The 14,175-nt window shown below is 41.3% G+C and carries 13 protein-coding genes; 7 read left to right on the forward strand and 6 right to left on the reverse strand.

Features of this window, described 5'->3' with window-relative positions:
* Positions 1 to 130: 130 nt before the first annotated feature.
* On the reverse strand, positions 131 to 1,474 hold the full coding sequence (brnQ, locus tag AWT60_RS07590; protein WP_076840288.1) for a branched-chain amino acid transport system II carrier protein: 1,344 nt from the start codon (positions 1,472 to 1,474) through the stop codon (positions 131 to 133).
* Between the two features lie 207 nt (positions 1,475 to 1,681).
* Between brnQ and AWT60_RS07595 the strand changes: the two genes are divergently transcribed.
* From AWT60_RS07595 to AWT60_RS07615, 5 genes are all read left to right on the forward strand, one after another.
* A complete protein-coding gene (locus AWT60_RS07595; protein WP_218677095.1) occupies positions 1,682 to 2,824 on the forward strand; it encodes a cysteine desulfurase family protein in 1,143 nt (380 codons plus the stop codon).
* A 4-nt stretch (positions 2,825 to 2,828) separates the two neighbouring features.
* The gene (gene thiI, locus AWT60_RS07600) at positions 2,829 to 4,034 is read left to right on the forward strand and encodes a tRNA uracil 4-sulfurtransferase ThiI (protein ID WP_218677096.1); all 1,206 of its coding nucleotides are present in this window, start codon (positions 2,829 to 2,831) and stop codon (positions 4,032 to 4,034) included.
* A gap of 89 nt (positions 4,035 to 4,123) precedes the next feature.
* Positions 4,124 to 4,336 (forward strand): alpha/beta-type small acid-soluble spore protein, encoded by a 213-nt coding sequence (locus AWT60_RS07605; RefSeq protein WP_024424829.1) that lies wholly within the window; start codon positions 4,124 to 4,126, stop codon positions 4,334 to 4,336.
* A gap of 226 nt (positions 4,337 to 4,562) precedes the next feature.
* Positions 4,563 to 6,146 carry an acyl-CoA synthetase MbcS gene (gene mbcS, locus AWT60_RS07610; RefSeq protein ID WP_041107259.1) on the forward strand — a complete coding sequence of 528 codons (1,584 nt, stop codon included), beginning with the start codon at positions 4,563 to 4,565 and terminating at the stop codon, positions 6,144 to 6,146.
* A 129-nt stretch (positions 6,147 to 6,275) separates the two neighbouring features.
* On the forward strand, positions 6,276 to 6,890 hold the full coding sequence (locus AWT60_RS07615) for a LysE/ArgO family amino acid transporter (protein ID WP_034624225.1): 615 nt from the start codon (positions 6,276 to 6,278) through the stop codon (positions 6,888 to 6,890).
* Between the two features lie 124 nt (positions 6,891 to 7,014).
* Here the strand turns inward: AWT60_RS07615 and AWT60_RS07620 are convergent, their stop codons facing one another.
* Positions 7,015 to 7,446 (reverse strand): MarR family winged helix-turn-helix transcriptional regulator, encoded by a 432-nt coding sequence (locus AWT60_RS07620; protein WP_041107256.1) that lies wholly within the window; start codon positions 7,444 to 7,446, stop codon positions 7,015 to 7,017.
* A gap of 116 nt (positions 7,447 to 7,562) precedes the next feature.
* On the opposite strand from AWT60_RS07620, the gene AWT60_RS07625 reads away from it, so the two are divergent.
* Positions 7,563 to 8,150, forward strand: coding sequence for an NAD(P)H-dependent oxidoreductase (locus AWT60_RS07625; RefSeq protein WP_041107254.1), 588 nt, complete (start codon positions 7,563 to 7,565; stop codon positions 8,148 to 8,150).
* Between the two features lie 103 nt (positions 8,151 to 8,253).
* On the forward strand, positions 8,254 to 9,606 hold the full coding sequence (locus AWT60_RS07630) for an amidohydrolase family protein (protein WP_076840293.1): 1,353 nt from the start codon (positions 8,254 to 8,256) through the stop codon (positions 9,604 to 9,606).
* Positions 9,607 to 9,644: 38 nt separating this feature from the next.
* Here AWT60_RS07630 and AWT60_RS07635 read toward each other — a convergent pair whose 3' ends face one another.
* The 4 genes from AWT60_RS07635 to AWT60_RS07650 all read right to left on the reverse strand — a co-directional run bounded on the left by AWT60_RS07635 (position 9,645) and on the right by AWT60_RS07650 (position 14,132).
* Positions 9,645 to 11,582 (reverse strand): ABC transporter permease, encoded by a 1,938-nt coding sequence (locus AWT60_RS07635; protein ID WP_076840294.1) that lies wholly within the window; start codon positions 11,580 to 11,582, stop codon positions 9,645 to 9,647.
* The gene (locus AWT60_RS07640) at positions 11,572 to 12,333 is read right to left on the reverse strand and encodes an ABC transporter ATP-binding protein (RefSeq protein WP_024426158.1); all 762 of its coding nucleotides are present in this window, start codon (positions 12,331 to 12,333) and stop codon (positions 11,572 to 11,574) included. Before AWT60_RS07640 ends, AWT60_RS07635 begins: the two co-directional genes overlap by 11 nt.
* A 105-nt stretch (positions 12,334 to 12,438) precedes the next feature.
* Entirely contained in the window at positions 12,439 to 13,443 is a 1,005-nt protein-coding gene (locus tag AWT60_RS07645) for a sensor histidine kinase (RefSeq protein ID WP_076840295.1), read from the reverse strand.
* Positions 13,443 to 14,132 (reverse strand): response regulator transcription factor, encoded by a 690-nt coding sequence (locus AWT60_RS07650; protein WP_025092270.1) that lies wholly within the window; start codon positions 14,130 to 14,132, stop codon positions 13,443 to 13,445. The genes AWT60_RS07645 and AWT60_RS07650 overlap by 1 nt, the downstream gene beginning before the upstream one ends.
* Positions 14,133 to 14,175: the final 43 nt, after the last annotated feature.

Here is a 14,175-nt window from a genome sequence, read left to right on the forward strand (position 1 = left end):
TAAAGGATGTACGCCTGATGTCAACATGTGTTTTCGTACAAAAGTCATGAATTTTTCTATTTTAGTATATGAAGAACAATAAAAAAACATCCCCTTCCACAGAAGAAGAGGATGTTTTGGTTCACGATAACTAGGAGGCGAGCTGTTTCGACGGATTGGTAAACATCGAAATAAGTAAACCAATCACAGCACCGAGAATAGCTGGTACGATCCAGCCAATCCCTAAATCATAAAACGGAACGATTGAACCTAAGATCTTAGGCAAGCCGCCTAGATTGACTTCGGCTGCTAATAATCCATCAATAATGGCAAAGAAACCAGTAAAGATGAGAGATACGATATAAATGAGTCTTCTGCCGTTAATCCAGCGGTCAAGGAATGACAATAAAATAATGACAATGGCCAATGGATAGATGGTTACAAGAACAGGAACAGATAGAGAAATAATTTGTGCCAGCCCAAGGTTTGCAACCAGTGTACTAAATAAAGAAACAATTAGAACGACTGTACGATAAGAAAAGCTAGGGAAAAGCTTTGAAAAATATTCCCCGCAAGATGAAATAAGTCCAACACTCGTCGTTAAACAAGCAAATAAAATGGCTGCGCCAAGAACAATGTTACCAGCAGAACCGAATAAAAAGTTGGCAGAGAGTGAAAGGAGCTTTCCACCTTCATTGGCTCCAACAATGCCCGTCGCATCAGGACTTGAAGCACCCACATAAGCAAGTGAAATGTACACGAGTGCCAGTCCAATAGCAGCCACGAATCCTGCTTTAATACAAGCTGCTGCAAGAGATTTTCGCTCCGTAATGCCTCTGTCTTTAACAGCTGTTACCACGACGATTCCAAAAACGATAGAAGCAAGAGCATCCATTGTTTTATAGCCTTCTAAAAAGCCAGTGAAGAGCGGGTTTGCTTTATATGTTGCATCAGGAGCACCGATCATTCCCATTGGCGTAGCAATGGCTTTAATGACAATAATAGCAATAACTGTTAATAAGATCGGTGTTAAAATTTTACCAATTCGATCAACCAGCTTTGAAGGATTTAAAGCGAGCAGATATGAAATGGCGAAAAACACAACGGTAAAGATGAATAGCGGTACCCATGAAGTAGATTGGGCACTTGACAAGAAAGGAGCTAATCCTATCTCATACGAAACCGTACCTGTTCTCGGAATAGCGAAAAATGGTCCAATGGACAAATACAGAATGACGGTGAAAATGGTGCCGAATTTAGGATGAGCTTTATCAGCAAGGCCTTTTGCACCGGTACCTGTCAGTGCGACTGCAATTACCCCTAGAAGCGGAAGACCTACTCCTGTGAGTAAAAATCCACCGATGGCGAGCCATACATTCTCACCAGCATATTGTCCAAGAACAGGTGGGAAAATCATATTTCCAGCGCCAAAGAATAATGCAAAAAGCATTAGACCAATGGCTAGCGTCTCTTTTATACTTAAACTATTTTTCAAAATAGTCCCTCCTCAATCTCAATCAGTGTAGTGTGCCAAATTAAAATATTCTGACAATTTAAATGTTTATGTGACAATTGCACTATGGATGATATAGTGAAAATGAAAAGTTGTCAACTGCCATTTTCAGAAAATTCTCTGTCTGACTTCATTATGGTAACATATAATTGCATTTATTTTTTAAGCTTTTTGTAAGGAGTTACATTTATGATCTATCTTGATAATAGTGCAACCACAAAACCGTACCCTGAGGTTTTACAAGTATATCAGCAAGTGAGTGAGCGTTATTTTGGAAATCCATCTTCGCTTCATCAGCTCGGAATAGATGCAAGCCGGCTGTTAAATGAAACGAGAAAACAAATGCTTCACTACACGGGCTTGAAACATTATGAGATTATTTTTACTTCTGGTGCAACAGAAGCGAATAACATTGCCATTAAAGGGGCAGCACTTGCCAAAATGAACCGGGGCAAGCATATTGTGACAACAGAAATAGAGCATCCTTCTGTTATTGAATCGTTTGAACAGCTGAAGGCGTTATTTGGCTTTGACATCTCCTATATTCAAGTAAATGAGCATGGCCATGCAGATATGACTCATTTAAAAGAAGTGCTTCGCCCTGATACAGTGCTTGTCAGCATGATGCACGTCAATAACGAAACCGGTGCCATCCAGCCGATTGAAGAGGCTGCTGGTATCATTCGAGAACATGCCGAAAACGCACTTTTTCATGTCGACGGGGTGCAGGGAATGTGCAAGATAGCACTCAATAAACAGCTGGATGTAGACCTTTTGACGATGTCAGGCCATAAAATTCATGGATTAAAAGGCACAGGAGCTCTCTTTTTAAAGAAAGATGTCACTCTCGCCCCTTTCATTACTGGAGGAGAGCAGGAATTAGGGCTTCGTTCAGGTACTGAAAACCCTGCTGGAGCTGTCAGCTTAGCAAAAGCCATGAAACAATCATTTGAACAGCTTGACAAGCATCATGATGAGATGCTGAACTTAAAAACGCAGCTGCAAAAACAGCTTGGAGAGATAGAAGGTATTGTGATGAATACACCGAGGGCACAAAGTGCGCCGCACATTGTGAATTTTTCAGTGCCGGGTATTCAAATTGAAGTCCTCCTCCATATGCTTGAAAAAGAAGGTATATATGTTTCTACAACCTCTGCCTGCTCAGCCAAGAAAAAAGAGCCAAGCCGTGTACTGCTGGCAATGGGAAAACCAGAGGAAGTAGCCAAAAGCAGTATGAGAATCAGCTTGACGTATGGACAAGGACCAGAGCTTGCAACGCAAATCATCACATCGATCGCACAAAGTGTGAAAAAATTAAAAGGAATGAGATAACAGCATGAAATATGATCATATTTTAGTCCGTTTTGGTGAAATCTCAACAAAAGGGAAGAATAGAAAGAAATTTATTGAAAAACTAAGAAAGCACATTCGGTTCGTCTTAAAGGATTTTGAAGCATTAAAGTTTGCATCTGATAGAGACCGCATCACGATTATGCTAAACGGAGAAGACCCTGAACCGATTTCAGAACAGCTCAAAAGTGTATTTGGTATTCAGAGCTTTAGTCTTGCGGTTAAATGTGAGACGAATCTAGATGCGATTAAAGAAGCAGCACTAACAGCGGTACAGGAAGTGTATGAACAAGGAAATACATTTAAAGTCTCAACGAAACGCTCTTATAAACAATTTGAACTTGATTCAAATGAAATGAACCGAGAAATTGGCGGACATGTTCTAAGTAATACGGAAAATTTAACGGTCAATGTGAAACAGCCGGATGTGCATTTACGCATTGAAATCAGAGAGCAAGCCACGTACATTACATTTAAAGATGTCAAAGGTGCAGGCGGACTGCCGGTCGGTTCTAGCGGAAGAGCGATGCTCATGCTTTCAGGCGGCTTTGACAGCCCAGTTGCCGGCTATCAAGCAATGAAACGCGGAATTGAAATTGAAGCTGTGCATTTCTTTAGCCCGCCGTATACAAGTGAACGTGCCAAACAAAAGGTCATTGATCTTGCAGAATGCCTGGCAGCATATGGAGGCGAAGTGAAGCTTCACATCGTACCTTTTACAAAAATTCAAGAGCTGATCCATAAACAAGTACCTGAAAACTATACGATGACATCAACAAGAAGAATGATGCTGAAAATAGCTGACAAAATAAGAGAAAAGCGCGATGCCCTTGCGATTATTACCGGAGAAAGCCTTGGTCAAGTGGCAAGTCAGACACTTGAAAGCATGTATGCTATTAACCATGTGTCCAATACACCAATCATCCGCCCGCTTATTGCTGTCGATAAAAATGACATTATTGATGAAGCGAGACGAATTGGCACATACGATACAAGTATTCAGCCTTTCGAGGATTGCTGCACGATCTTTACGCCGCCGTCTCCTAAAACAAAACCAAAGCTTGAGAAGGTAGAACGCTACGAAAGCTTTGCTGATTTCGAGCCGATGCTGGACGAGGCAGTAGAGCAAATTGAAACAATTATTGTGACAAATGAAAAGAAAGCGGCAGACGAATTCGCTGATTTATTCTAAAACGAAAATTTCATAATAATTACCATAAAATCAATCGCATGAAGTCATGTGTTTCTACACATTCTATATTCACAAGGAGGTGAGAACACATGGCTCAACAAAACAGACAAAGCAGTTCTAACCAATTACTAGTACCAGGCGCTGCACAAGCTATCGACCAAATGAAGTACGAAATCGCTTCTGAATTTGGTGTAAACCTTGGTGCAGAAACTACATCTCGCGCTAACGGATCAGTTGGTGGAGAAATCACTAAGCGTCTTGTATCTTACGCTCAACAACATATGGGTGGCGGATCTTTCTAAGACACACAATTTAAAAGCTATGGCTTATGAGCGGGATCCTTCCCGCTCTTTTCTTTTTGTACATATAAATAGTTAGAATATTTTAAAAAAAGAAGACGGATGAAAAAAATTATGGCATAATACTAGGAGTAGGTCCTAATTCAAGCATTTTTCAGTTATGAGTGTTAGAATAGGTAAATTGAAACATGTTTCGTTTCATAAGAAAGAGGCTAAAAGGAGCTGTACCATGAAAAGAGAAGACTTAATTGCACCAGAACAATATAACTTAGTCAGCGAGATTGAAGCGTTCAGTCATGACAAGGAGAAAATGGCCCTGCACTGGCAGGACGGCAATGGCCACGAAGCGCATGTGACGTATGCAGCATTAGTGGAAGAGGCAAATAAAATTGGACATGTTTTATTAAAAGCAGGCTTCAAAAAAGGTGATAAAATCATTGTGATGGTGCCGCGCATGCTCGAGGCATACAGCATTTATTTAGCAATTTTGAAAACAGGAATGGTTGTGATTCCTTGTTCTGAAATGCTGCGTGCGAAAGATATAGATTACCGAATTGAACATGCAGAAGCAAAGGGAGCGATCGTTTACTCTTCATTCATTCAATCGTTCGACGGAACCAAACAGCCAAACGATTTTAAAACATTCTCAATCGGTGAAAACGATCATGGCTGGAGAAACATTCTAGCGCAAAAGGAAGAGCAATCAAACGAGCTTGAGTTGGCAGATACAAAGCGCACAGACATGGCGTTTTTATCCTATACATCAGGTACAACAGGGAACCCAAAAGGGGTTGTTCATACACACGGATGGGCGTATGCACATTTACGCACAGCTGCAAAAGCATGGCTCTCCATTAATGAAGGAGATAAAGTATGGGCAACAGCAGGACCAGGCTGGCAAAAATGGGTGTGGAGCCCTCTCTTATCTGTGTTAGGAAGTGGAGCAGAAGGCTTTGTATATGGAGGAAAATTCAACCCAAATACATACTTAGAGCTGCTTCAAAATAATGAAATCAATGTCCTATGCTGTACACCGACAGAATACCGCTTTATGGCAAAAGTAGATGATTTAAGTCAGTACAAGCTGCCAAATCTGCATAGTGCTGTTTCTGCGGGAGAGCCGCTGAACCGTGAAGTCATTGATACATTCAAAAAGCATTTCGATATAGAAGTACGAGACGGCTATGGCCAAACTGAAAGCACACTGCTCGTAGGGGTGCTAAAAGGAATGGACATCAAGCCAGGCAGTATGGGAAAACCAACCCCTGGCAACGAAGTAGACATCATTGATGAGGATGGAAACGTCTGCGCACCTGGAGAAATTGGTGACATTGCGGTCCATCTTGAAACGCCGGCTTTATTTAAGGAATACTACAAAGACGAAGAGCGTACAAAGGCGCAGCGCCGCGGCAATTACTTTATTACGGGTGACCGCGCGAAAAAAGACGAAGATGGGTACTTCTGGTTTGAAAGTCGCAGAGATGACATCATTGTCAGCTCAGGCTATACGATTGGACCGTTTGAAGTAGAAGATGCGCTGATCAAGCATCCAGCAGTGAAGGAATGTGCAGTTGTGGCGAGCCCAGATGAAATCAGAGGATCAATCGTGAAAGCATACGTCGTCCTTCGTGATGGAACTGATCAAAGTGATGAACTGATCAAAGAGCTGCAAACACATGTGAAAAACACAACAGCACCGTACAAATACCCAAGAGAAATCGAATTCATTGACGAACTGCCAAAAACACCGTCAGCGAAAATCCGCCGTGTAGAGCTGAGAGAAAGAGAGCTTGCACGAAAAGGTCAATCATAAAGAAGCGAGAAGCGTTCGGATGGAAGCATTCGGCGCTTTTTTTGTACGGAAAATTAAATTTGTTGAAAGCAGGCAGGGTGCTTTGTGTTAAAATATGTAGGAATTTCTGAAAAAGGAGAATGTTAGTAGATGTCCATTGCGATCATTCATGGAATTGTGCTTGCCTTTGGTCTTATTTTACCTTTGGGCGCTCAAAATGTATTTGTATTTCAACAAGGAGCGCTGCAGCCTCGATTATATCGGGCTATGCCTGTTGTCATCACGGCTGCTCTTTGTGACACACTTTTAATTGCTTTAGCTGTCATAGGTGTTTCTGTTGTGGTGTTTACCATTCCAGTGCTGCAAATTGGTCTTTATATCATTGGTTTTTGTTTTTTAGTTTATATGGGATGGTCTGTATGGAACACAAGCTCATCATCAGGTGATCAAGAGAAGCAGAAATTAATGCCTGCAAGAAAACAAATTGTATTTGCCTGTTCAGTTTCTCTTTTAAATCCCCATGCGATTCTCGATACAATTGGTGTCATTGGTACAAATTCGCTGCAATATAGCGGGGCAGAAAAGCTGGCGTTTACACTTGCCTGTATCATCGTGTCCTGGTTATGGTTTATGGGGCTCGCCCTTTTAGGGAAGATGTTAGGAAAGTTAGATACAAACGGCAAATGGATGAACCGTATCAATAAGGCTTCGGCGGTCATGATCTGGCTGGTAGCGTTATACATTGCGTATCAATTGATTGTGTAAGATACATAGAGAATCGAACAAAGAAGCGTTTGGATGTAATGATCCTGCGCTTTTTTTGTCAAGTTGGAAGGTCGGCAGCCCAATCCTGCATGAGCGTAGTAGCGCTCATGCTTTTTTCATTGGGTCATTTTTTGAATATCGTTTGATTTAATAGACGGAGAGCTTGTACGATATCATCCATTTGTTCTATATCTGAGGAAGATAGGCTGTCTATTAGCACCCTTTCGATATGCTGGAAGGCTTCGTTCATACAGGCACGGCCTTTGTCAGAAAGCATAATGACATGCTTTCGTTTGTCATTACGGTCTTCTTCTCTAACAATGAATTGTTTTTCGTGCAGCTTTTTCAGTTCTCTGCTGACATTTGGAAGAGACATATGCTGGCAGTCTGCGATTTCACTAGGGGTAAGCGGTTCGCTGACCGCTAGCTGCTCTAAAATCAAATATTGTAAGGGTGTTAATTCTGGTGGTTTGACTTTGCTCATCAAGTCATGTTTTAACTCTGAAAAAGTAGAAGCAAATGCGACGAATTCCTTGAAGAAATGTGGATGTTGCATGATGATCACCTCCTCCGTAACATACCAAATTTATTATCGAAAAACAATTATCATTTGACAACTAGTTGGGTGGGGTGTATTATTTTGTTATCAAATGATAACTAAAGGAGAAAAATATGAATGTACTCATTATCTATACTCATCCTCATCACAATAGTTTAAATGGTGCTTTTTTAAAAGAAATTGTAAGAGGCAGTGAAGAAAATCCAATCGTTCAAGAAGTGAAAATCATCGATTTATATCAAGAAAAATTTGATCCTGTGCTTGTTTTTAATGAAGAGAAAAAAAGACGAGATATGCATAAGGACCCTGATATTCAGGTGTATCAGGATAAGATCAAGTGGGCAGACAAAATCGTGTTCGTTTATCCCATTTGGTGGGGGCGGCCGCCAGCTATGCTCCTTGGCTTTATTGACCGCATGTTTGCTGCGAATTTCGCCTATCGCCAAACAGGCGGTCTGCTACCAGAAGGATTATTAAAAGGGAAAAGCGCCGTTTGTGTATCAACAATGCAAGGACCAACCAACTACCCTTTGTTCTTTTTACAAAATGCGCACAAGATGTTAATCAAACGAGCTCTCTTACAATATGTCGGAATCAAACCTGTGAAGTTCTTTGAGTTTGGGATGATGGAAAGTCCAAAAGGGAAGCATGACATCAAATTAAAACGCACATACAACTATTTCAGAAACATCAGCTCTTAACATATTGGAGCAAGTCACTTTTCTTCTAATTTGATCCTTTTATGTTTTAAAATAACATTGAAGCGGGGTCACTCTTCCTCGTCATTTGAAAAGGGGGATATGGATGAAGAAAACATTGTTTAAAGATGCAGCTCTCTTAACACTGGATCCATCTTTAGGTTTTTTTGAAAAGGGAGATTTATTAATTGAAGGGAAACATATTTTAGAAGTTGGACCTTCAATTGAAGTAAGCGATGCAGACATCGTTGATGCATCTGATATGGTCATCATGCCAGGTCTTGTAGATACACATCGGCATGTGTGGCAGTCTGTCATCCGGGGCATAGGGACGGATTGGTCTTTGCAGACATATTTGAGCAAAATCTATTATGGCAACTATGGAGCGATGAGACGCCCATCCGACGATCGAATCGCCAATTATTTAGGGGCATTAGAGGCTTTAGATGCAGGCGTGACTACATTTTTAGACTGGACGATGATCAATTCAATGGATCATACAGAAGAGCTCATTGAAGGATTAAAAGATGCGGGTATTCGAGCTGTTTTTGCTTTTGGTTCCTCTGGAGATGCTGAATATTGGGATAGAGAGAGTACGCTCACTAATATGGAGGACGCAGCACGTGTGAAAAAAGCGCATTTTCAATCATCAGATCAGCTTTTAACAATGGGACTTGCGATTCGTGGTCCAGAGTTTTCTTCATGGGAGACGTCGGTATTTGAAATTGAAACAGCTCGGTCTCTAGATGCTCTATGCAGTATGCACATTGGCTTTGGGAATTGGGGAGCGGAGGATCGATCGATTGAGCGGCTTCACAAAGCAGGGTTACTCGGGCCGGATTTGAACATGGTGCATATTAATGCAATCGATGCGGATCAAATGAAGATGCTGGCAGACAGCGGAAGCTCCATATCCATTACCCCTGAAATTGAAATGATGATGGGTCACGGTTATCCTGTCACAGGACTTGCGATTGAACAAGGTGTTCTTCCAACGCTCGGTGTTGACGTAGTGACAGCGACAGGAGGAGATTTATTTGCCCAAATGAAATTCGGACTTCAGGCAGAGCGCGCGATCCAAAATCAATCGTTGTTAATGGATGGGATCATGCCGGGGCCTGAACTTGGGCTGTCTGCTTATCAAATGCTTGAAGCTGCGACGATCAATGGCGCTCGTGCATTACAGCTCGATCATAAAATTGGGTCACTTACACCTGGGAAAGAAGCTGATTTCATTTTGATCGATCGGACAAGCATGAATCTTCTTCCGATGACAGATCCGGCTGGAGCGGTTGTCCAAACGGCACATCCTTCAAATGTTGATTCTGTTTATGTGGCTGGAAAAGCAGTGAAACAGAACGGAAAGCTTGTCGGTGTGAACCTAGAAGAGGTCAAACGAATAGCTTATGCAGCAAGAGACCATATTTTATCACACAAGTTTGAATCGACACCTTCGTAAATAAAATAACCCCATAGGCGATGCCTATGGGGAATTGTTTACAAGGATTCTTTGATGACCTTTTTATAATATTGGACAGACAGGAATCCGAAGACAGAATAGAGGGCAGTGTAAATCGACATGACGATAAGCATTGGAGTCCACAATTCTCCGCCGAACAAAAACCAGCCTGATTGTACAGCAAAGTAGCTGTGCAGCAATCCGATGATGAGCGGAATCCCAAAGTTAAACAGCTGTTTAAGCCGGATGCCTTTTAATAGATCCTTCTCAGTAAAACCAAGCTTACGCAAGATTGTGTAGGAGCTTTGTTCCTCTTCACTTTCATTCATTTGTTTAAAGTATAAAATACAGCCTGATGTGACAAGGAAGCTGAGACCTAAAAATCCGACCACAAACATCATTAGTCCTATTGTCTGCTTTTGCTGCTGAGCTGAAGCTAATTGAGACATGCTGTTGTCACTTAGTTTTAAAGATGTAAACACGCGATTTGCTTGTTCAAGATTTTGATCATCTTTTATATTGACTGCGTTATATTGGCTATTCTCAAGCTGCAGCTTTGGATCTTTCTGCTTGTCGAGCTGCTCAAAAACATGTTGACTCACGACGGCAACAGGCAGACCGCCAAAAGTGAAGTTGTAAGAAATGAGATAATCTTTCTTCATATCCATGACTTTCAAATCAATAGGCTTCTTGATGAGAAGCTTCACATCGCCTGAGCTTTGAATTGGCATGAATTTCTTTAAGAGATCGCTGTAGCCGCTTAAAATCACTTCGCTTTTCTCTACATGAATATTTGGTGCGTTTTTCTCACTGATCACAGGCAGTGTCAATACGCCTGGATCATTATTCATATTTTTCAACTCTGTATCCATGATTTTTTTCGCATCAAAATCCGCTTTAATCACTTTGACCTGCTTTTGATCATAAGCAATATGTTTGTCAGAAAGTGCACGAGTGAAGGTTGCTGCTTCTTTTTCTGAGCCCATGACGAAATGAGCTGGAATTTGCTGCTCAGCGGTTTTTTCTGCTGAGTAATAAGAAATGTAGCTAAGAGCCAGCAAACCGATGGCAAGTGCAGATACGGTTGTAATAATCGTTAAAAGCAGTGCATTTGATTTTAGCCGGAACATAATGGATGACAAAGATAACACTTCATGAATGGCGAGATAGCCATTTTTTCTTTTACGTACGATATTGGCAATGAAAGAAACAGAGCCTTTGTAAAAAAGAAAGGTACCGATGATGACAGAGGCTAGAATATAAATCATGGCTAAAAGTAACTCAAGCATCGACGTATACGAGCCGGTAAAAAGCTTAGAAGAAATATAATAGCCTGAGCTGATCAAGACAATACCGAAAACCCCAATGATGATTTCAAACACAGAGATCTTTTTCACACGCTGTTCTGTCGAAGATGTTGTTCTAAACAAAGATAAAATCGTCTGTTTTTTAATAAAACGCCTATTTCTCAGCATAATCAATCCATAGATAATGAAAAAGACAATAAGTGTTTGCAGAAGGGCCATGCCTGAAAAATGCAGATTGGCGATGGCATTAACACCAGTCACTTTAAATAACACCATCAGCATCAGCTTTGAACCGATAAAGCCGGCAATGATGCCGATAACCATGGCTGCCACGTATAGGATAAAGTTTTCTGCATTGAGCAGTCTGGCAATTTTTTGTTTCGTCATACCAATGAGCTGTAAGAGACCTATTTCTTTTCCTCTGCGCTTAATAAAAATGCTATTCGCATATAGCAGGAAAATACCGACGATCGCAATGAGCAGAACCGAAGCGGCTTTAATTGAAGCGCCTCCTTTAATGGAGCCTTTTACACCATCAAGTGCTGGTGAGTACTGCAAGGTGACAAAGGAAAAATAGAGCGCGACACTAAACACGAGAGCAAACACATATAAATAGTAATTCTTCAAATTTTTCTTCAAGTTACGGAAGATGAGCTGATTAATGTTCATGCTTCACACCGCCTAAGACACCTTGCGTTTTCATAATATCTTCGAAAAACATTTTTCTTTCTAAAGCGCCTTTATTCAACTGTGTATAAATCTGTCCATCCTTGATAAAAATGACGCGGCTTGAATAGCTGGCTGCGACAGGATCATGTGTCACCATCACAATGGTCGCTTTTCGTTTGCGATTGAAATCTTGCAGCTTGTTGAGCAGGTCAGATGCCGATTTGGAATCAAGTGCCCCAGTAGGTTCATCAGCGAAAATAAGACTTGGTTCATGAATGAAGGCACGAACCGCCGATGTCCGCTGCTTTTGTCCGCCAGAGAGTTCATTCGGGTATTTGTCTCTTAGTTCATAAATCCCCATATCTTCTGCGAGCTGCTGAAAACGTTCAAAAGCTTCTTTTTTTGGTGTTTTGGAGATGGATAAAGGCAAAAGAATATTTTCTTTGACCGTGAGTGTATCAAGTAAATTATAATCTTGAAAAACAAAGCCAAGCTGCTTTTTTCTAAATTCCGCAAGCTGCTGATCCTTCATTTGCGTCATCTCAGCATCTGCAATACGAATGGATCCGCTGGACACATGATCGATAGACGACAATACGTTCAGAAGGGTGGTTTTCCCCGAGCCTGATGGCCCCATGATACTGACAAATTCCCCGGCTTCAATGGTCAAATCAATACCGCTCAGTACCTCTTGTTTGTTGAATTTATTTCCGTAGCTTTTATAAATTTTACGAGCTTCTAAAATGTTCATTTGCTGAACCCCTTTTTCTTTTAATTGATAACTCTAGTATAAAAAGAAGCCTGCCAGACGTCCTTCGATTTGGCGAACAAAACAGACGAGCATGTGACATTGTTGTCACATGCTCGCAATATGAACAAAATCATTCTTTTTCGGAAAGATGAAGGTGAAGGTTGTACCTTGATCTATCGTGGAGTTGACCTCGATCGTCATATGAAGAGCGTCTGCTCCTTTTTTCGTTAAATAGAGCCCCATTCCTGTTGAGGCGGTGTCATTGTGATGTCTAGTTGAGGTAAAGCCTTTTTCAAAAATACGAGAGATGTCTCTTGGATCAATTCCTCTGCCTTGATCTGTGATCGTCAGCATGACTTGTTCATTTATTTGCTTGCTTTCAATGACAATATCGGAAGAATGGCTGTATTTGACTGCATTTGTGAGTACCTGTCTGATCATAAAGGATAACCATTTTATATCACTTAATACGGTGCGTTCCTCCAGCGTCAGCTCAAAGCCGATTCCTTTTTGCATACACCAGGATTGGAGCGCTTTGATTTCTTTCGCTATGATGCTTTGCAGGTCCAGCTTTTCAATGAATAAATCATTTTCGATATGACGTACTCTGCTTTGGTGCAGCTGGGCATCAAGTAATAAATGTATTCTGAGCCACTCATACGTCATATTTGATTTCAGCGGCTGATCTGTTAAGCGGTCAATCATTAAGCGCATCGCTGTAAGCGGTGTTTTGACCTCATGTATCCAAGTGAGCAATTCATCTTTTTCTTCTTCGAGAGCAATTTTCTGCTCTGCTGCCATCTGCCGGTAGCGTGCGATTTGCTCTGACGTTGCATCATGGATGAGCTGCTCAAATGGGGAAGAGGGGGTTAGCCGTATTTGATGTTCAATGTCATCATCCCATTCTTTGAGCCCCTCATAATAAGCCGTTTCTTTTCGGTATCGGAAAAAGAGAAAGACAATCATGAGAAACGTAGATAATAGCACAATATAAAAAAGAGAAGCGATTGGAATGGTCGTATCCAAATAAGCAACAAACAGAATGAGGAGCTGCAAACTAAGAAAGAAAAGAATCCAGCTTCTTCGTTCTTTTAAAAATGCTTGCAGCATCATTGATCATCCTTTTCCTTTGCAAGATAGCCTTGACCCACTTTTGTCTCAATGAAGGCGCCAAGGGAGATCTCGTCTAGTTTTTTTCTGAGGCGGTTGACGTTTACAGTCAGTGTGTTGTCACTGACAAAACGTTCATCCTCCCACAATGCTTGAATGAGTGATTCACGGCTGACGATATGATTTTTATGCTGAATCAATTCCTTGAGAATAAATAACTCATTTTTTGTTAATTCAACCTCACCATGATCATTTGTTACGGTATTTTTTTCTAGGTCAATCGCAGCGCCGCACCATACCTTTAGGCTGGCCGGTTCTGCATTATAATCATGCACGCGGCGAAGAACAGCACTTATTTTGGCAATGAGCACGTCAAAATGGAAGGGCTTTTGCACAAAATCATCGGCACCGAGCTGCATTGACATGACCATATCAGCTGGATGGTCTCTTGAGGAGAGGAAGATGATTGGAACATTTGAATGATGCCGAATCATCCGGCACCAGTGAAAGCCATCGTATTTTGGCAGCTGTATATCTATAATGACGAGATCAGGCTGGACAGACGTGAATTCCTGCAGCACCTGATGGAAATCTTGAATCCCATAGACATCATAGGACCAGTTAACTAGACGTTCTTTGATTTCCTGGAAGAGGGTTGTATCATCTTCAATTAGTAAAATCTTAAACAAAATCAGCACCACACTTTTTGTATTCGCTTGTTGTCATTGTAGC

Origin of the sequence: Bacillus sp. F2HM, from assembly GCF_019266135.1 — a bacterium.
GTDB classification, from domain to species: Bacteria; Bacillota; Bacilli; order Bacillales; family Bacillaceae; genus Bacillus; species Bacillus safensis.